Origin of the sequence: Streptomyces sp. NPDC050263 (assembly GCF_040655955.1) — a bacterium.
Classification (GTDB): Bacteria; Actinomycetota; Actinomycetes; order Streptomycetales; family Streptomycetaceae; genus Streptomyces.
The window spans coordinates 161,089-179,645 of sequence record NZ_JBFAKW010000001.1 but is presented as its reverse complement, the minus strand read 5'-3'; the positions used below and the strand labels follow the sequence as shown (position 1 = coordinate 179,645).

Below are 18,557 nucleotides of genomic sequence, written 5' to 3'. Positions count from 1 at the left end.
CGTGAAACACCGCCCCTTCGCATGTCCGCCTGCCGCATCGGCGGGGTCGTGTTTCACGTGAAACATGACCCCGTTTCACGGCCTCAGTCCTGCTGCGCCCACCACTCCTTGAGTGCCGCCACCGCCGCGTCGTGCTCCATCGGCCCGTTCTCCAGGCGCAGTTCCAGCAGGTGCTTGTACGCCAGACCGATGGCAGGACCGGGACCGACGCCCAGGATCTCCATGATCTGGTTGCCGTCGAGGTCGGGACGGATCGCGTCCAGCTCCTCCTGCTCCTTCAGCTGGGAGATGCGCTCCTCCAGCCCGTCGTACGCCCGCGAGAGCGCGACCGCCTTACGCTTGTTCCGCGTCGTGCAGTCCGAGCGGGTCAGCTTGTGGAGGCGTTCGAGGAGCGGTCCCGCGTCACGGACATAGCGACGCACCGCGGAGTCCGTCCACTCACCTGTGCCGTACCCGTGGAAGCGCAGGTGGAGTTCGACGAGACGGGAGACGTCCTTCACCAGCTCGTTGGAGTACTTCAGAGCCGTCATCCGCTTCTTCGTCATCTTCGCGCCCACCACCTCGTGGTGGTGGAACGAGACACGGCCGTCGTTCTCGAAGCGACGGGTGCGCGGCTTGCCGATGTCATGCAGCAGCGCGGCGAGCCGCAGGGTGAGATCGGGGCCGTCCTCCTCCAGGGCGATGGCCTGCTCGAGGACGATCAGCGTGTGCTCGTAGACGTCCTTGTGCCGGTGGTGCTCGTCACTCTCCAGCCGCAGGGCGGGCAGCTCGGCCAGCACCCGGTCAGCGATGCCGGTGTCGACCAGCAGCGACAGGCCCTCGCGCGGGTGCGTGGACAGGATCAGCTTGTTCAGCTCGTCCCGTACCCGCTCGGCCGAGACGATCTCGATACGGCCGGCCATGTCCTTCATCGCCGCGACGACCTCGGGGGCGACCTCGAAGTCGAGCTGGGCGGCGAAGCGGGCGGCGCGCATCATGCGCAGCGGGTCGTCCGAGAAGGACTCCTCCGGTGTCCCCGGGGTGCGCAGCACGCGCGCCGCGAGGTCGTCGAGGCCGCCGTGGGGGTCGATGAACTCCTTCTCGGGAAGCGCCACGGCCATGGCGTTCACGGTGAAGTCCCGCCGCACGAGATCCTGCTCGATCGAGTCGCCGTACGACACCTCAGGCTTGCGCGAGGTGCGGTCGTAGGCCTCCGACCGGTAGGTGGTGACCTCGATCTGGTAGCCGTCCTTCTGCGCCCCGACGGTACCGAAGGCGATTCCTACCTCCCACAGGGCGTCCGCCCACGGCCGCACGATCTTCAGGACGTCCTCGGGTCGGGCGTCCGTGGTGAAGTCCAGGTCGTTGCCGAGCCGGCCGAGCAGCGCGTCCCGGACCGAGCCGCCGACCAGGGCGAGTGAGAACCCGGCCTCCTGGAAGCGGCGTGCGAGGTCGTCGGCGACAGGCGCTACCCGCAGCAGTTCACTCACCGCGCGGTGCTGCACCTGGCTCAGGACGCTGAGATTGTCTTCGTTGGCGTTCGGCACAACAGAAGAGGGTACGTGGCCCGGCGAGCCGGGCGCCCCTCTTTATACGCGCACATAGCGGACTACCCGACCGTCTTCCACGATCTTGTGAAGCAGTCCGCGGCACTTCCCCTCAGCGCGCATCGTTACCATGCGTGGACGCACATTCCGACGACCACTGACGACGACGAGGGACGGGCGAACGCGTGGCCGAGGCGGCAGACTTTCCGGGGATGAGTCCCTCACCTGCCCGCCGGTGGCTGCGGCGCACCGGCGCACTGCTCGCCGGGGCGCCCCTGCTGGCCGGTCTCCTCCAGCTGCCCGCCGCCGCCCCCGCGCAGGCCGCCGGCCGAGCTTCCGCCAAGGCGGCCTCCGACACGGGCACGGTGGCCGTCGCCGTGGACTCGCTCAGCCCTGGGGCACCCATCGAGGGGGACACCGTGACCGTCTCCGGCACGGTCACCAACAACGGCAAGCAGACGGTCACCGACGCCCATGTCGGCCTGAGCGTGGGCGCCGCGCTCACCACCCGCTCGGCGATCGACAGTGTCGCCAAGCGCTCGGACGCCCTCCCTGCCACCTACGGCTCCGAAGTGGGCGGCAAGTACGTCGCCGAGTTCGCCAAGCTCACGCCCGGCGTGTCCGAGCACTTCACCCTCTCCGTCCCGGTCGACAAGCTCGACCTCGACGAGGACGGCGTCTACCCGCTCGGCGTCTCTCTCTCGGGCGAGACGTCCTCCCAGCAGTGGGAGCAGGTGCTGGGCGTCCAGCGCACCTTCCTGCCCTGGCAGCCCGACGAGGCGGACACCCGGACCCGGACGACCGTGCTGTGGCCGCTGATGTCCACCGTCCACATGACGGCGGAGACCGGTTCGAACGAGCAGCAGACGCCGGTCTTCCTCAACGACGACCTCGCCGAGGAGATCGCGCCGGGCGGCCGCCTGGACCAGCTCCTGACCCTGGGCAAGGGCCTCGACGTCACCTGGGTGATCGACCCGGATCTGCTGGCCTCCGTCGACGCCATGACCGGCAGCTACCGGGTCCGGGGCGAGGGCGACACCACCACGGCCGGCACCCACCAGGCGATCGCCAAGCAGTGGCTCGACGACCTCCAAAACGCGGTGCTCGGCAAGGAGGTCGTCGCACTGCCCTTCGCCGATCCCGACCTGGCCTCCCTCGCCCACAACGGCACCGGCGTCACCGGCTCGCTGAGCCAGCTCAAGGAGGCCACCGACGTCGCTGCCACCACGGTGGAGACGGTGCTCCACGTGACGCCGAACACCGACTTCGCCTGGCCGGTGGACGGCGCCGTCGACCCTTCGATCGTCAAGGTCGCCACCTCCGCCGGCGCCGACAAGGTGATCGCGCGCAGCGACAGCCTGACCGAGACCGGCGACCTCACCTACACCCCCTCCGCCGCCCGGCCCATCGGCGGCGGCACCACCGCGGTGGTCGCCGACTCGCGGCTGTCGAAGGCGTTCTCCGGAGACCTGACGAAAGCCTCCGCGTCCACGCTCGCCGTGCAGGAGTTCCTCGCGCAGAGCCTGTCGCTGAACCTTCAGACGGACAAACAGCGAAGCATCGTCGTCGCCCCGCAGCGTATGCCGACCGCGAGCCAGGCCCGGTCGCTGGCGGAGGCCGTCACGACGCTCCAGGGCGGTACCTGGTCGCAGTCCCAGCAGCTCGCGGCGACCGCCGAGGCCAAGCCCGACCCGGACGCCACCACGAAGGTGCCGTCCAAGTCGGCGTACCCCTCCTCGCTGCGCAAGCAGGAGCTGCCCCGCTCGGCATTCGAGCAGATCGCGGACACCCAGGACAAGCTCGACAACTTCAAGGTGGTCCTCGCCAACGAGGCCCGCGTGGTGACCCCCTTCGGTCGGGCCATAAACCGTGAGATGTCCACGTCGTGGCGGGGCCGGAGCACGGCCGCGAGCACCTTCCGCCAGGGGGTGCAGGCCTACCTCGACACGCTCACCGGCCAGGTCAAGCTGATCGACAAGTCGGAGACCAAGCTCTCCGGGCGCAGCGCCACGATCCCGGTGACCGTGCAGAACAACCTGGTGCAGGGCGTCGACCACCTGGTACTGCGGCTCACCTCGACGAACCCGACCCGCCTCGAGATCTCCGGCGAGGCCTACGCCGAACAGCCGATCACCGTGTCCGGCGGGCACACCACGACGGTGAAGTTCACCACGTCCGCCAAGGTCAACGGCCAGACGACGGTGATCGCCCAGCTGTACACCGAGGACGGCCAGAAGTACGGCGCGCCCGTCACCTTCGACGTGAAGGTCACCGAGATCACGGCCACCGTGATGCTGGTCATCGGCGGCGGCGTCCTGCTGCTCGTGCTGGCCGGCTTCCGGATGTACACCCAGCGCAAGCGTGCCGCGGCCCGGGAGCGCAGCGAGGACGGCGAGGACGCTCCCGACGCGGCTGACGAGCCCGCCGACGCCTCGCAGAACCCCGAGGGCCCCGAAGACCGCCCCAAGGAAGAGTCCGGCACCGGTGCCGGGGCAGACGACCCGGAGCAGCCGAGTGACGAGACAGCGGACACCGCAGCGGAAAGCGCCGACCCGTCCGGCACGGGTGAGAGAGTGGACCGTTGAGGATGTCGTGGCCGGTGGGCCCGGGACGATGAGGTGGGGTAAACCATGAACGCGCCGTACGACGGTGACCGCGGCCAGGCCGCGGGCGGCTCGGGCCACCCGGAGGGCCCGCCGCCCGAGCACGGCCAGGTGCCGCCGCAGCACCCGGCGGACATGTACCTCCAGGACGCCTACGACCAGGACCCCTACCAGGCGCAGGACCTCACCGCCCAGGACCCGGTCGCCGAGGCGCTCTACGACCGCGCCGCGCACCCCCCGCCGCCGGGCGCCTACTCGCCCCAGCAGCCGCTGTACGGCCGGCCCGCGCAGTCCCCGTACGCCCCCGATCCGCATGTGTGGGCCCAGACCCCGGCGCCCGAGCCCGAGGGTCCCACGCAGTACCTGCCGTACGGCGACGACCCGCGCACGACCCAGTTCGTGGGCGTGGACGACCTCGTGACGCACTCCGGCGAGGAGCAGCACCAGCCCGACGCCTTCGCCCACCTCTTCCGGGACCAGCAGCAGAGCGGCTCCCGTCCGCAGGCAGGGCCCCCTGCGGTGCCCGGTCCGGCCCACGCCCCGGGCGGGCAGGGGACGCCGCCGCAGTACCAGGCGCCGGTCGCCTCGTCGCCCGCGGCCGACCAGACCATGAACCTCACCGCCACACCGGCCGCGGCCGGTGTGGCGGCTCCTGCCCCGGCCTCTGCTTCCGCCTCCGCAGCCGCCGCGAAGAAGAGCGGGCGCGCCGCGGGCCTGCTGAAGTCCAGCGCCGTCATGGCGGCCGGCACGATGGTCTCCCGCCTCACCGGCTTCGTCCGCTCCGCTCTGATCGTCTCGGCGCTCGGCGTCGGCCTGCTCGGCGACACCTTCCAGGTCGCCTACCAGTTGCCGACGATGATCTACATCCTGACCGTCGGCGGCGGCCTCAACTCCGTCTTCGTACCGCAGCTCGTGCGGGCCATGAAGGAGGACGAGGACGGCGGCGAGGCCTTCGCCAACCGTCTGCTCACGCTGGTCATGGTGGCGCTCGGCCTGCTCACCGCCGCCTCGATCGTGGCTGCGCCCGTCCTGATCCGCCTGCTGTCCGACTCGGTCGCCAGCGACCCGGCGGCCAACGAGGTCGGCATCACCTTCGTCCGCTACTTCCTGCCCTCGATCTTCTTCATGGGCGTCCACGTGGTGATGGGCCAGATCCTCAACGCCCGCGGCAAATTCGGCGCGATGATGTGGACGCCGGTCCTGAACAACATCGTCATCATCGTGACGCTGGGCATGTTCATCTGGGTCTACGGCACCGCCGCCGACTCCGGTATGAAGGTCACGACCATTCCACCGGAGGGCGAGCGGCTCCTCGGCCTCGGCGTCCTGCTCGGCCTGGTCGTGCAGGCCCTCGCGATGATCCCGTACCTGCGCGAGACCGGGTTCCGGCTGCGGCTGCGCTTCGACTGGAAGGGCCACGGCCTCGGCAAGGCGGCCACCCTCGCCAAGTGGACCGTCCTGTTCGTCCTGGCCAACCAGGCCGGCGCGCTCGTCGTCACCCAGCTGTCCACCTCGGCCGGCACCGACTCGCCGGTCGACGGCACCGGCTTCGCCGCCTACGCCAACGCCCAGCTGATCTGGGGACTGCCGCAGGCCATCATCACCGTCTCCCTCATGGCCGCCCTGCTGCCGCGCATCTCCCGTTCGGCGGCCGAGGGCGACGCCGGCGCGGTCCGCGACGACATCTCCCAGGGCCTGCGCACCACGGCCGTCGCGATCGTGCCGATCGCCTTCGGCTTCCTCGCGCTCGGCATCCCGATGTGCACGCTGATCTTCGGTTCCTCCGGCACCAGCGAGGCCACGAACATGGGCTTCATGCTGATGGCCTTCGGCCTCGGCCTGATCCCCTACTCCGTGCAGTACGTCGTCCTGCGCGCCTTCTACGCCTACGAAGACACCCGCACGCCCTTCTACAACACGGTCATCGTGGCCGCGGTCAACGCGAGCGCCTCGGCAGTCTGCTTCTTCGTCCTTCCCGCCCGCTGGGCCGTGGTCGGCATGGCGGCCGCCTACGGTCTGGCGTACGCGATCGGCGTCGGCGTCGCCTGGAACCGGCTGCGCAAGCGGCTCGGCGGCGACCTCGACGGCTCCCACGTCCTGCGCACCTACGCACGGCTGTGCATCGCCTCCGTGCCGGCCGCCCTGATCAGCGGCGCGGCCTGCTACGGCATCGGCCACACCCTGGGCCAGGGCGTCCTCGGCTCCTTCGCCGCGCTGCTGGCCGGCGGGGTCCTGTTGTTCGGCATCTTCTTCGTCGCCGCCCGCCGCATGCGCATCGAGGAGCTCAACTCGCTCGTCGGCATGGTCCGCGGACGCCTGGGCCGCTAGGGCCGTCCCACAACCGGGGCGGAGGAAAGGAGTGGTACCCGATGAGCGGGAGTCAGTTGCGGCGAGGGGAGCACTTCCTCCGGGGCAGTGCGTGCCGGACCTCAGGCATGCGGCATGATCCGCTGCACAGGTCCCAGGACGAGGTAGGCGCACAACCATCGTCCGCCGCCGCGTGTCGTGCATAGCGACGGACTATGGGCACAATTGGGTTCGGCGTCGAACGGCGCGCACGAGGTCGGACGGCGCGCACTGGATGGGGAGGCAGGAACGACGGTGGCGGAACGGAGCACAGCTGCCGTCGACGTGGCAGACAACAGCGGTGACGAGCCGCTGACCGCACAAGCGGACCAGTCCACGGCCGACGGGGTGGTCAAGAACCGGGAGCAGGACACGGACAGCGACGAGGCACAGGGGAGCGGCGGGGCGGAGCGTCCCGGGAAGGCCTCACCGCCGGAACTGCACAGTGGACACAAGCTCGCCAGACGCTATCGCCTCGAAGAGTGCGTCACCCGTCTGGACGGTTTCAGCAGTTGGCGTGCGGTCGACGAGAAACTCCGTCGTGCCGTGGGCGTGCACATCCTGCCTGCGGACCACACACGGGCCCGTTCGGTGCTGGCCGCGGCCCGCTCCTCGGCCCTGCTCGGCGATCCCCGATTCGTCCAAGTGCTGGACGCCGTCGAGGAGAACGACCTCGTCTACGTCGTCCACGAGTGGCTGCCCGACGCCACCGAGCTGACCGCGCTGCTCGCGGCCGGCCCGCTGGAACCGCACGACGCCTACCAGATGGTCAGTCAGATCGCCTCCGCCATGGCCGCCGCGCACCGCGAGGGCCTGTCGCATCTGCGGCTGAACCCCAATGCCGTGCTGCGCACCTCCTCGGGCCAGTGGCGCATCCGCGGCCTCGCCGTGAACGCCGCCCTGCGCGGCATCACCACCGACACCCCTCAGCGCACCGACACCGAGGCGATCGGCGCCCTGTTGTACTCGGCGCTCACCCAGCGCTGGCCCTACGAGAACGACGCGTACGGCCTGTCCGGGCTGCCCAAGGACGTCGGATTGATCGCCCCCGACCAGGTGCGGGCCGGCGTCCACCGGGGCCTGTCGGAGCTGGCCATGCGCGCCCTCGTCAACGACGGCGCGACCGCCTCCCGGCACGAGGCCGCCTGCACCACGCCGGAGGAGCTGGTGAAGGCGATCGGCGAGATGCCCCGCATCCGCCCGCCGGAGCCCGCGTTCACCGCACCGCCCGAGTACCAGCGCACGACCTACCAGCAGGGCACCTACGGCCGTCCGGCACCGCACCCGGGCGCCACCCAGCCTGTGGCGGCTCCGCTCCCTCCGCTGCAGAGTCGCACCGGCAAGGCTCTGAAGTGGGCGGTCTCGGCCCTCCTCATCGCCGCCCTCGGACTCGGCAGCTGGCAGCTCGCGGACGCTCTGATGGAGAGCAAGTCCGAGGACACCAACCAGACGCAGACGACGGACGACGGCGACAAGAACAGCGCCGCGCCCAAGGCTCCCCAACAGCTGAAGATCAAGGGCGCGGCGGAGTACGTCGTGAGCGGCGACGCCCAGCACCCCAACGACGTCGGCGAAACCTACGACGGCGACAGCTCGACCTACTGGCGGACGTCCAGCTTCCTCGGCGGACCGGTGCTCGCGCCGTACAAGCCGGGCGTGGGCATCGTCTACGACCTCGGCTCGGCACAGGAGATCTCCGCGGCGACGATAGGGCTCTACTACGGCGGCAATCACACGACCGTGAACTTGTACGCCGCCGACTCGCTGAATCCGTCCGCGAGTGCCCTCAAGTCCATGCAGAAGATCGGCACGCTCAGCACGTCCGGAACCGCCGCCACGGTCAAGGCCACCAAGGCGGTCAAGACGCGGTATGTGCTCGTCTGGCTCACCGCTCTGCCCTACGCTGCTGGCGACCAGTACAGCGATGCCGGCTACAAGCAGGCCATCACCGACGTGAAGTTCACGGGCTGACGTCTCACCGAGGGGGAGGGGGTCCGATGGCAGAAGGCGCCGCCTATGACGGGGTGAGCGACCAGGACCTCCTCACTCACCACGTCGAGGGCGACCCCGACGCCTTCGGTGAGCTCGTGCGGCGTCACCGCGACCGGCTCTGGGCGGTGGCCCTGCGCACGCTGGGAGACCGCGAGGAGGCCGCTGACGCCGTCCAGGACGCCCTCGTGTCCGCCTACCGGGCCGCCCACACCTTCCGCGGCCAGTCCGCCGTCACGACCTGGCTGCACCGCATCACCGTGAACGCCTGCCTGGACCGCGCCCGCAAGGCCGCGTCCCGCAAGACCTCGCCGGTCGACGACACCGAGCGACTGGAGCAACTGCTCGAGCCGCATGAGTCGGCCGCCGCTCCCGCGGAACGCAACGACCTGCACCGCCAGCTCCTCGAAGCGCTCGGCACCCTCCCGCCCGACCAGCGGGCCGCCCTGGTCCTCGTGGACATGCAGGGCTACCCGGTCGCCGAGGCCGCCCGCATGCTCGACGTGCCGACCGGAACGGTCAAGAGCCGCTGCGCACGAGGCAGGGCAAGACTCCTGCCGCTCCTGACCCATCTGCGGCCGGACAGCACCGGCAGCGGGAGAGAAAGCGGCTCAGGACGGAACCGGGCGCAGGGGACATCCGTCACACCGGCAGCGGAACCTCGTGACGAGGGACCGGGCAACACCGGGACAGGCGATTCAGCTGCTGTGAAGGGCGGAGGTGGGCGAACGTGACATCGACGACGGACACGACCGGGCACCCGGATGTCGCGGAGATCTCCGACCTCGCCGAGGGCCTGCTCGCACCTGCCCGGAGCGCGGACCTGCGCCGGCACCTGGACGCCTGCGAGCTCTGCACGGACGTCCACACCTCGCTCGAGGAGATCCGCGGCCTGCTGGGCACTTTCCCCGGTCCGCCGCGCATGCCGGACGATGTCGCCCACCGCATCGATGCCGCACTCGCCGCCGAGGCCCTCCTGAACGCCACGGCCCGGGAGAGCGAAAACGCTCCGGAGGCGGCCACCGGAATCAAGGCCGACGCAGACGCGCTCCCTGTTTCACGTGAAACAACGACGGCGACGGACCGACCCGCGGGGCACGCCCGCACCGGCGCCACCGGTCCGGGCCGCAAGGACCGCAAGCGGGGCAGGCGTCGCAAGGTCGCCGTTCTCGGCGCGGTCTTCACTGCCGCGGCGCTGGGGCTCGGTTCCGTCCTGGTGTCTTCCCTCACAGGTGGTGGAGGGTCGGGCACCTTGGTGCATCAGTCCGCCGGGCCGGACACCTTCGCCGCGAGCAAGCTCGAAGGACAGGTCGCCGACCTCCTGACCAATGCCGGCAGCTCGCGTGTCCCGGAGAGCATGGGAATCCAAGGCACCACCGAACCGTCGCCCAAGGTCCTCCGGCAGCCCGTGGTTCCCCCTTGCGTGCAGCAGGGCATCGGCCGCGAGGACGCGGCCCTCGCCACCGAGGAGGGCACGTACCAGGGGACGGTCGCCCTGCTCGTCGTGCTGCCCGACGCCTCGGACAGCACGAAGATCGACGTCTTCATCATGGACAAGACCTGTGTGGATCATCCGTCGTCGAGCCCGGCCAAGGTCCTGCTGACGGACTCCTACACACGTCGCTGACGGCCCGCCTACCGTCTCGGTCCTGCACGTCGTTTCCCCCGGCCTCCCTCCTGGTTTCTCCCTGGCTTCTCCGTTGGCATCCGCGACGGGATCCCCTGCGGTGTCGCCCCTTCGTGTGCCCGGACACAGTGGGAATGGACGCCCCTTAGGATCCGTTGGGTGGGGTGAGAGTCCAGAAGCTCCCACCCGTCGAGAAGCAGTCCAGAGACGAGGAACCAAGCCGTGAGCGACGTCCGTAACGTGATCATCATCGGCTCCGGGCCTGCCGGCTACACCGCGGCCCTGTACACCGCACGCGCGTCGCTGAAGCCGCTGGTGTTCGAAGGGGCCGTCACCGCGGGCGGTGCACTCATGAACACCACCGAGGTGGAGAACTTCCCCGGCTTCCAGGACGGCATCATGGGCCCCGAGCTCATGGACAACATGCGCTCCCAGGCCGAGCGCTTCGGCGCCGAGCTGATCCCCGACGACATCGTCTCCGTCGACCTCACGGGTGAGATCAAGACCGTCACGGACACCGCGGGCACGGTCCACCGGGCCAAGGCTGTCATCGTCACCACCGGCTCCCAGCACCGCAAGCTCGGCCTGCCGAACGAGGACGCGCTGTCCGGTCGGGGTGTCTCCTGGTGCGCCACGTGTGACGGCTTCTTCTTCAAGGAGCAGGACATCGCCGTGATCGGCGGCGGCGACACGGCGATGGAGGAGGCCACCTTCCTCTCGCGCTTCGCCAAGTCCGTGACGATCGTCCACCGCCGGGACACCCTGCGCGCCTCCAAGGCGATGCAGGAGCGTGCCTTCGCCGACCCGAAGATCAAGTTCGTCTGGGACAGCGAGGTCGCCGAGATCCAGGGGGACCCGAAGCTGGCCGGGCTGAAGCTGCGCAACCTCAAGACCGGCGAGCTCTCGGACCTGGCGGTGACCGGACTGTTCATCGCGATCGGCCACGACCCGCGCACCGAGCTCTTCAAGGGTCAGCTCGACCTCGACGAGGAGGGCTACCTGAAGGTCGACGCGCCTTCCACCCGGACGAACCTCACCGGCGTCTTCGCCGGCGGTGACGTGGTGGACCACACCTACCGTCAGGCGATCACCGCGGCCGGCACCGGCTGCTCCTCCGCTCTCGACGCCGAGCGCTACCTCGCCGCCCTGGCGGACGAGGAGCAGTCCGAGCCCGAGAAGACCTCTGTCTGACCCTCTCCCGCCCCACCGCACCAAGAATTAAGGAGCCCCCTGTGGCCGGCACCCTGAAGAATGTGACCGACGCCGACTTCGAAGAGGTCGTCCTCAAGAGCGACAAGCCCGTCCTGGTGGACTTCTGGGCCGAGTGGTGCGGCCCGTGCCGCCAGATCGCTCCCTCTCTCGAGGCCATCGCGGCCGAGCACGGCGAGAAGATCGAGATCGTCAAGCTCAACATCGACGAGAACCCGGCCACGGCTGCCAAGTACGGCGTCATGTCGATCCCGACCCTGAACGTGTACCAGGGCGGCGAGGTCGCCAAGACGATCGTCGGCGCCAAGCCGAAGGCTGCGCTCGTCCGCGATCTGGAGACCTTCATCTCCGAGTGACGCACGACTGACGCACTGAGCCGTCCCGCCGACGGCTGATGTTTCACGTGAAACACGAAGGGGCCGGCCCGAGAGGGCCGGCCCCTTCGCTTTCCCGAACGCGCCACCAAACGGGTCCCACCAGAGCGCGTCACCCAAGGCGTCTACAGCGGGCGCAACGCCGGCTCCTTCTGGACCGCTCCCAGCAACCGGTCGAGCGCCATCTCCACGTCTTCCTTCCAGGAGAGCGTGGTCCGCAGCTCCAGCCTCATCCGAGGATGGGATGGATGAGGGCGCATGGTCTTGAAGCCCACCGCCAGCAGGTGGTCCGCCGGGAGCACACAGGCCGGCTCCTGCCAGCGGGCGTCGCCGAATGCCTCGATCGCCTTGAAGCCCCGACGCAGCAGGTCCTTGGCGACCGTCTGGACCATCACACGGCCGAGTCCCTGCCCCTGGTAGCCCGGCATGATGAACGCGGTCATCAACTGCACGGCGTCCGGGGACACGGGACTCGTGGGGAACGCCGTCGAGCGGGGAACGTAGGCAGGAGGGGCGTAGAGCACAAAGCCCACGGGGACGTCATCCACGTAGACGACCCGGCCGCACGACCCCCAGTCCAGCAGGACAGCGGAGATCCAGGACTCCTTCTCCAGGGCGGACTTCCCTGCCTTCAGCGCGGCCGCACCGCGGACGGGGTCCAGTTCCCAGAAGACACACGAGCGACAGCGCTTGGGAAGGTCCTGAAGGTTGTCCAGCGTGAGCGGTACGAGCCGACGCCCCATGAAGGCTGTTCCTCGCTTCCTTCGCCCGCGGCGTCGCGAGCGGCTGTCAGAGCGCTCCGTTCCCTGAGCAGACTGCCGACGAAACCGCCGACGGCGCCCAGTCCCAGTCCGGCGCTCACCAGTCCGGTCCGGCTCATCGTTCGCATGGCCCCCGCCTCCCGCTCCGAGGTGCTACCAGGTGGATGCGCCATAGCCCCAACCGCATCGTATCCACGATGCGATTCCATCGATACCGACTGAAAGCAAAGAGCGAGCCGTGTTCCGGTACACACCGGACACGGCTCGCTCACAGACTTCCAGGACCAGCGCCGCCTCTGCCGAGCAGCCGCTCAGTCTTCCGTTTCGTCTTCCGCTGCCTCGGTGTCGCCGTCCACGAGGCCCTTCTGCAGGACAGGACCCTCGCCGGGAGCGAGCGTGTCGAGGATGCGCTCGAGATCCTCCATCGAGGCGAACTCGACAGTGATCTTGCCCTTCTTCTGCCCCAGGTCGACCTTCACCCGCGTCTCAAAGCGGTCCGAGAGCCGGGTCGCGAGGTCGGTCAGCGCCGGGGAGACCCTGCCACCGGCGCGCGGCCCCTTGGCACGCTGAGCCGTCTGCGGACGCGAGCCCATGAGGGTCACGATCTCCTCGACGGCCCGCACCGAGAGTCCCTCGGCCACGATGCGGTGGGCCAGCCGGTCCTGCTCCTCCGAGTCGTCGACGGAGAGCAGCGCCCGGGCATGACCGGCGGAAAGCACTCCGGCCGCGACCCGGCGCTGGACCGCCGGCGAGAGCTTCAACAGACGCAGGGTGTTGGAGACCTGTGGGCGGGACCGGCCGATGCGGTCCGCCAACTGGTCGTGCGTGCAGTTGAAGTCCTTCAGCAACTGGTCGTAGGCGGCTGCCTCTTCCAGCGGGTTCAGCTGGGCCCGGTGAAGGTTCTCCAGGAGTGCGTCCAGGAGAAGCTTCTCGTCGTCCGTGGCCCGCACGATCGCCGGGATCGCTTCCAGGCCGGCCTCACGGCAGGCCCGCCACCGCCGCTCGCCCATGATGAGCTCGTAGCGGGCCGGACCGGTCTGACGCACCACAACCGGCTGAAGCAGGCCGACCTCCTGGATGGAGGTGATGAGTTCGTGCAGCGCGTCCTCATCGAAAACCTCACGCGGCTGGCGCGGGTTCGGCGTGATGTGGTCGAGAGGGATCTCGGCGAAGTGCGCGCCGATCGGCGGCGCGGGCGTCTCCATGACGCCGAACACCGACAGCTCCTCTGTTTCACGTGAAACAGGCGGCAGCGTGGCCACCTTCGCCGCGGCCACTCCACGGTCGGTCGTCAGCACCGGTACCACTGCGGGAGACGTGGATCCCCCGCCGCCCACCGCGGACTGTGCCGGTGTCTTCTCCGTCGGGGCAGCAGGAATCAGCGCTCCAAGACCTCGGCCGAGCCCCCTCCGTCGCTCACTCACTGGATCCCCTCCACCATGTTCCGGTTGTTCTGGGCGCCGATGTGGGCGTGCGTGGCGTCGTAACTGACCTCGACACCCCTCAGCGCAAGTTCTCGTGCTGCCTCAAGGTAAGACAGGGCGCCGCTCGATCCGGGATCGTAGGTCAGCACCGTCTGCCCGTAGCTCGGCGCCTCGGAGATACGGACCGAGCGGGGAATGCTCGTCCGGAGAACCTCGTCACCGAAGTGGGTGCGCACCTCTTCGGCGACCTGCGACGCAAGACGCGTCCGGCCGTCGTACATGGTGAGCAGGATGGTCGACACATGCAGGGTGGGGTTGAGGTGCCCCCGCACCAGGTCGACGTTGCGCAGTAGCTGCCCCAGCCCCTCCAATGCGTAGTACTCGCACTGGATCGGGATGAGGACCTCGGCACCGGCCACCAACGCGTTGACCGTCAGCAGACCGAGGGACGGCGGGCAGTCGATGAGGATGTAGTCCAGCGGTTGTTCGTAGGCCTGGATCGCTCGCTGCAGGCGGCTCTCACGCGCCACCAGGGACACCAGCTCGATCTCCGCACCGGCGAGATCGATTGTGGCGGGAGCGCAGAAGAGGCCCTCTACATCGGGGACGGGCTGAACGACCTCCGCGAGGGGACGGCTCTCGACCAACACGTCATAGATGGACGGAACCTCGGCGTGGTGGTCGATCCCCAGAGCGGTGGACGCGTTGCCCTGTGGGTCGAGGTCGACCACCAGGACACGGCCGCCGTGCAGGGCCAGGGACGCGGCAAGATTGACGGTCGTCGTCGTCTTGCCCACTCCGCCCTTCTGGTTGGCGACCACGATCACACGGGTCTGCTCGGGACGTGGCAGACCCTCGCCGGCGCGGCCGAGAGCCTCCACCGCGAGTTGGGCAGCACGACCGATCGGAGTGTCGTCCATCGGGGGCGGTGTTTCACGTGAAACATCCTCCCCAAACGACTCGGTACGGGGACCGGGGACCGGATCGGTCATCGGTCCCGCGATGTTGGCGTCGGACCGCAAGGATTCACTCTCCTCGACTTCAGGCTCGCAATGAACAGAGCCTCCCATGTCTTCGGGGTCGTGAACCAGTGAGGCCTGCTGTTCTGTGGAGAAATCCACCTCTGTGGACAACTCCCGTCCCTCATCGAGTGAACCGAGAGGCTTACGGTCGCGGGGTTCGGCCGCGGCGCGGCCGCGACTGATGATGCCGTGGAGCAGGGAGCGACGTTTCACGTGAAACACGATGCACAGCGCCTGCGGCCGGATCCTCGCGACACTCCGTGTGCATGGGTTTGGCAGCTTGTGTGGAGTACGTCTCAGCGGCGTCGGCGCACTCGGCCGGTGCGGGCCGCCTTGGCCCGCTTCGCCGCGAACCGCACACCACCCGGGCTCTCCCCGACCTCGACCCGCACCACCGTGGACAACGGATCGACCACGCCCTCGCCTACGTGCAGGATCGACGTGCTCACGGCCCCGAGCTTGCTCAGTGCCGTGGCCGCGCTCTTCAGCTCTTCCTCGGCGGTGTCTCCCTTGAGGGCGAGCATCTCACCGTAGGGACGCAGCAGCGGGATACCCCAGCCGGCCAGGCGGTCCAGGGGCGCCACGGCACGGGCGGTCACCACATGGACCGGCGGGATCTTGCCCATGACCTCCTCGGCACGGCCACGCGCGACCGTCACATGGTCCAGGCCCAAGAGCTCGACGACCTCGTTGAGGAAGTTGGTCCGTCGCAGCAGCGGCTCCAGCAAGGTGATCTTCAGGTCCTCCCGCACGAGCGCCAGGGGAATGCCGGGCAGACCGGCACCCGAACCGACGTCGCACACGGTCACGCCCTCGGGTACGACCTCAGAGAGCACCGCGCAGTTCAAGATGTGCCTCTCCCACAGGCGGGGCACCTCGCGTGGACCGATCAGCCCACGCTGCACACCGGCCTCGGCCAAGAGCTCGGCGTATCGGACCGCATCGCCGAAGCGATCACCGAATACCTCTCGTGCCACTTCGGGCGCGGGGGGGAGCTCCGCTGCCTCCGTCACGGGGACCGTCCTTCCGTACCGCATCAGCGCTTCCCGCGCCGACACCAGAACTACCAGGCTGACAAAGATCGGCCCCGCCTGCGCAACAGACGGGGCCGGAGTACGTACGTACCGAATCAGTTGGGCAGCACGACGACGAAGCGCTGCGGCTCCTCGCCCTCGGACTCGCTGCGCAGGCCGGCGGCCTTGACCGCGTCGTGCACGACCTTGCGCTCGAAGGGCGTCATCGGCTTCATCTTGACCGGCTCACCGCTGTTCTTCGCGTCGGCCGCGGCCTTGGCGCCCAGCTCGGTGAGCTCGGCGCGCTTGTTGGCGCGGTAGCCGGCGATGTCGAGCATCAGTCGGCTGCGGTCGCCGGTCTCCCGGTGCACGGCGAGGCGCGTGAGTTCCTGCAGCGCCTCCAGCACCTCGCCGTCCCGGCCGACCAGCTTCAGCAGGTCACGGGTGCCCGCGTCGCTGATGATCGACACAGAGGCTCGGTCGGCCTCGACGTCCATGTCGATGTCGCCGTCGAGATCGGCGATGTCCAGCAGACCCTCGAGGTAGTCCGCCGCGATCTCGCCCTCCTGCTCCAGGCGGGTCAGGGTGTCTGCACCCTCGGCGGCGGCGGAGGTGGTGCCTTCCGTCACGGGATGGGCTCCTTCTTACTTCTTGGACGGGGACTTGGGGCGCTGCGGGCCGCCCTTGCGCTGCCCGGACTGGGCCTTGCTGCGGCCTCCGGAACCGGGCTTGGCACCGGCCTGCTTGGCGGCGCCGGCGCTGCCCGAGGGCTTGGCGTCCTCCGGCTCGTCGGACTTGGTCAGCGAGGTGGGCTCGCCGGCCGCCTTCGGGGTCGCAGACTGGCGCTGCGACTTCGACTGGCGCTTGGGCTGCTGACGCTTGGCGGCTGCCGCGCTCGTAGACATGCCGTCCTCGGCCTGGGCAGCCGCCTGGGCCTCGCTCTTGACGACGTTGCCGTCGGCCTGTGCCGCGAAGCCCACCTTGGTCAGGGCGTTGATGAACTTGCGCTCGGCGTCGTTGCGGTCGCGGCCCTTGGCCACGATGGCCTTGACGATGGCCTTCTCGCTGCGGCGACGGGTCTTGCCGTTGTGTGTGACGTGCTTGTACAGGCGATCCAGGTAGGCGGCCTGCGCCTTGGAACCCGGCGTCGGGTTGTTGCGGATCACGTACATCTGCTGACCCATGGTCCACACGTTGGTGGTGAGCCAGTAGACGAGGACACCCACGGGGAAGTTGATGCCGAAGACGGCGAACATGACGGGGAAGACGTACATCAGCATCTTCTGCTGCTGCATGAACGGCGTCTTCACCGAGGTGTCGACGTTCTTCGTCATCAGCTGGCGCTGGGTGAAGAACTGCGACGCCGACATCAGAACGATCATGATCGCGGTGACCACGCGGACGTCGGTGAGCGAGGCGCCGAGCGCCTCCACCTTCGCCGAGCCGTCGGTGAACTTCGCGGCCAGCGGAGCACCGACGATGTGCGCCTTCTGCGCACTCGCCAGCAGGCTCTTGTTGATCACGCCGATGGTGTCACCGGAGGCGATGGCGTTGAGCACGTGGTACAGGGCGAAGAAGAACGGGGACTGCGCCAGGATGGGAAGGCACGAGGACAACGGGTTGGTACCCGTGTCCTTGTACAGCTTCATCATCTCTTCGGACTGACGCTGCTTGTCGTTCTTGTAGCGCTCCTGGATCTTCTTCATCTCGGGCTGGAGCGTCTGCATGGCCCGAGTGGCCTTGATCTGCTTCACGAACAGCGGGATCAGGCAGATACGGATCAGGATCACCAGGGACACGATGGACAGGCCCCAGGCCCAACCGGTGTCGGGGCCGAAGATGGCGCCGTACACCGTGTGGAACTGGACGATGACCCAGGAGACAGGTGTCGTGATGAAGCTGAAGAGGCTGGCAATCGTGTCCACTAATCATGCTCCTTGGGCATGGGACGGTGTCTCTGCGGCCGGGCCCGAGGAAGAGTGCTCCTCGGGGGCCGTTTCGGCGGCGGAGGTCCCGCCCCTGCGTGCACGCCACGCGTCGCGCAGCATTTCGTGCCATCGCGGCCGCTTGCGCTGCGGGACATGGTCCACACCGCCGAGCGACCACGGGTTGCAGCGCAGAATGCGCCACGCGGTGAGTGCCGTTCCCTTGATCGCACCGTGCCGATCGATGGCCGTAAAGCCGTAGTGGGAGCACGACGGGTAGTACTTGCACACCGGCCCGAGCAGCGGACTGATCGTCCACTGGTAGAGCTTGATCAGAGCCAGTAGCGGGTACTTCATCGCGCGCCCCCTCCCAGTAGCCGTTGAAGGGCGGCATCCAGGTCTTGGGCCAGCTGTGCGTGGTCGGCGTCGCCCGCCCCGGGCAGCGCCCGTACGACTACCAGGCTACCGGGGGGGAACAGGCTGACCCGGTCGCGCATCAGGTGACGCAGTCTGCGCTTCACCTTGTTACGCACCACCGCTCCGCCCACAGCCTTGCTCACGACGAAACCCGCACGCGTCGGGGGAGCGCTCTCCCCAGGCGCGTGCGGGTCCGTGGCACCGCTTCGAAAATGGACCACGAGGGTCGGGCGGCCTGCCCGACGACCCCGTCGTACCGCGGTCGCGAAGTCCTCGCGCCGCCTCAGCCGATGCTCGGTAGGCAGCACGACGTCATGACCT

The 18,557-nt window shown here is 68.9% G+C and carries 16 protein-coding genes; 7 read left to right on the top strand and 9 right to left on the bottom strand.

Annotated elements, in window-relative coordinates; genetic code table 11:
• Positions 1-83: 83 nt before the first annotated feature.
• Positions 84-1,526: a CCA tRNA nucleotidyltransferase gene (locus AB0J04_RS00830; protein WP_363166194.1), complete on the bottom strand. Its 1,443-nt coding sequence runs from the start codon at positions 1,524-1,526 to the stop codon at positions 84-86.
• A 185-nt stretch (positions 1,527-1,711) separates the two neighbouring features.
• Between AB0J04_RS00830 and AB0J04_RS00825 the strand changes: the two genes are divergently transcribed.
• From AB0J04_RS00825 to trxA, 7 genes are all read left to right on the top strand, one after another.
• Positions 1,712-4,111 (top strand): DUF6049 family protein, encoded by a 2,400-nt coding sequence (locus AB0J04_RS00825; protein WP_363166193.1) that lies wholly within the window; start codon positions 1,712-1,714, stop codon positions 4,109-4,111.
• Between the two features lie 45 nt (positions 4,112-4,156).
• Entirely contained in the window at positions 4,157-6,457 is a 2,301-nt protein-coding gene (murJ, locus tag AB0J04_RS00820) for a murein biosynthesis integral membrane protein MurJ (protein WP_363166192.1), read from the top strand.
• A 273-nt stretch (positions 6,458-6,730) separates the two neighbouring features.
• Complete coding sequence (locus tag AB0J04_RS00815; RefSeq protein ID WP_363166191.1) at positions 6,731-8,446, top strand: protein kinase family protein; 1,716 nt, start codon at positions 6,731-6,733, stop codon at positions 8,444-8,446.
• A gap of 26 nt (positions 8,447-8,472) precedes the next feature.
• Complete coding sequence (gene sigM / locus AB0J04_RS00810) at positions 8,473-9,198, top strand: RNA polymerase sigma factor SigM (protein ID WP_363166190.1); 726 nt, start codon at positions 8,473-8,475, stop codon at positions 9,196-9,198.
• The gene (locus AB0J04_RS00805; protein ID WP_363166189.1) at positions 9,195-10,091 is read left to right on the top strand and encodes a hypothetical protein; all 897 of its coding nucleotides are present in this window, start codon (positions 9,195-9,197) and stop codon (positions 10,089-10,091) included. Before sigM ends, AB0J04_RS00805 begins: the two co-directional genes overlap by 4 nt.
• A 222-nt stretch (positions 10,092-10,313) precedes the next feature.
• The gene (gene trxB, locus AB0J04_RS00800) at positions 10,314-11,282 is read left to right on the top strand and encodes a thioredoxin-disulfide reductase (RefSeq protein WP_363166188.1); all 969 of its coding nucleotides are present in this window, start codon (positions 10,314-10,316) and stop codon (positions 11,280-11,282) included.
• A gap of 41 nt (positions 11,283-11,323) precedes the next feature.
• On the top strand, positions 11,324-11,656 hold the full coding sequence (gene trxA / locus AB0J04_RS00795) for a thioredoxin (protein ID WP_057576621.1): 333 nt from the start codon (positions 11,324-11,326) through the stop codon (positions 11,654-11,656).
• Between the two features lie 143 nt (positions 11,657-11,799).
• Here the strand turns inward: trxA and AB0J04_RS00790 are convergent, their stop codons facing one another.
• The 8 genes from AB0J04_RS00790 to rnpA form a co-directional block, all read right to left on the bottom strand.
• Positions 11,800-12,417: a GNAT family N-acetyltransferase gene (locus AB0J04_RS00790; RefSeq protein WP_363166187.1), complete on the bottom strand. Its 618-nt coding sequence runs from the start codon at positions 12,415-12,417 to the stop codon at positions 11,800-11,802.
• A gap of 329 nt (positions 12,418-12,746) precedes the next feature.
• Positions 12,747-13,859, bottom strand: coding sequence for a ParB/RepB/Spo0J family partition protein (locus tag AB0J04_RS00785; RefSeq protein WP_363166186.1), 1,113 nt, complete (start codon positions 13,857-13,859; stop codon positions 12,747-12,749).
• Positions 13,856-14,929: an AAA family ATPase gene (locus AB0J04_RS00780; protein WP_363166212.1), complete on the bottom strand. Its 1,074-nt coding sequence runs from the start codon at positions 14,927-14,929 to the stop codon at positions 13,856-13,858. Before AB0J04_RS00780 ends, AB0J04_RS00785 begins: the two co-directional genes overlap by 4 nt.
• 248 nt (positions 14,930-15,177) lie before the next feature.
• Positions 15,178-15,894, bottom strand: a complete 717-nt coding sequence (rsmG, locus tag AB0J04_RS00775) for a 16S rRNA (guanine(527)-N(7))-methyltransferase RsmG (RefSeq protein ID WP_358802252.1) — start codon at positions 15,892-15,894, stop codon at positions 15,178-15,180.
• 116 nt (positions 15,895-16,010) lie between these two features.
• Positions 16,011-16,523: a R3H domain-containing nucleic acid-binding protein gene (locus AB0J04_RS00770; protein WP_363166185.1), complete on the bottom strand. Its 513-nt coding sequence runs from the start codon at positions 16,521-16,523 to the stop codon at positions 16,011-16,013.
• 15 nt (positions 16,524-16,538) lie between these two features.
• Positions 16,539-17,819 carry a membrane protein insertase YidC gene (gene yidC, locus AB0J04_RS00765; RefSeq protein WP_363166184.1) on the bottom strand — a complete coding sequence of 427 codons (1,281 nt, stop codon included), beginning with the start codon at positions 17,817-17,819 and terminating at the stop codon, positions 16,539-16,541.
• 3 nt (positions 17,820-17,822) lie between these two features.
• The gene (gene yidD / locus AB0J04_RS00760; protein ID WP_363166183.1) at positions 17,823-18,176 is read right to left on the bottom strand and encodes a membrane protein insertion efficiency factor YidD; all 354 of its coding nucleotides are present in this window, start codon (positions 18,174-18,176) and stop codon (positions 17,823-17,825) included.
• Positions 18,173-18,544, bottom strand: a complete 372-nt coding sequence (gene rnpA, locus AB0J04_RS00755) for a ribonuclease P protein component (protein WP_363166182.1) — start codon at positions 18,542-18,544, stop codon at positions 18,173-18,175. Before rnpA ends, yidD begins: the two co-directional genes overlap by 4 nt.
• Positions 18,545-18,557: the final 13 nt, after the last annotated feature.

What these genes read in the sequence shown, in the direction of transcription:
- murJ (WP_363166192.1), top strand. Translation starts at nt 4,157, where the DNA reads ATGAACGCGCCGTACGACGGTGACCGCGGCCAGGCCGCGGGCGGCTCG.
- sigM (WP_363166190.1), top strand. Translation starts at nt 8,473, where the DNA reads ATGGCAGAAGGCGCCGCCTATGACGGGGTGAGCGACCAGGACCTCCTC.
- AB0J04_RS00790 (WP_363166187.1), bottom strand. Translation starts at nt 12,417, where the DNA reads ATGGGGCGTCGGCTCGTACCGCTCACGCTGGACAACCTTCAGGACCTT.
- AB0J04_RS00780 (WP_363166212.1), bottom strand. Translation starts at nt 14,929, where the DNA reads ATGGGAGGCTCTGTTCATTGCGAGCCTGAAGTCGAGGAGAGTGAATCC.
- yidD (WP_363166183.1), bottom strand. Translation starts at nt 18,176, where the DNA reads ATGAAGTACCCGCTACTGGCTCTGATCAAGCTCTACCAGTGGACGATC.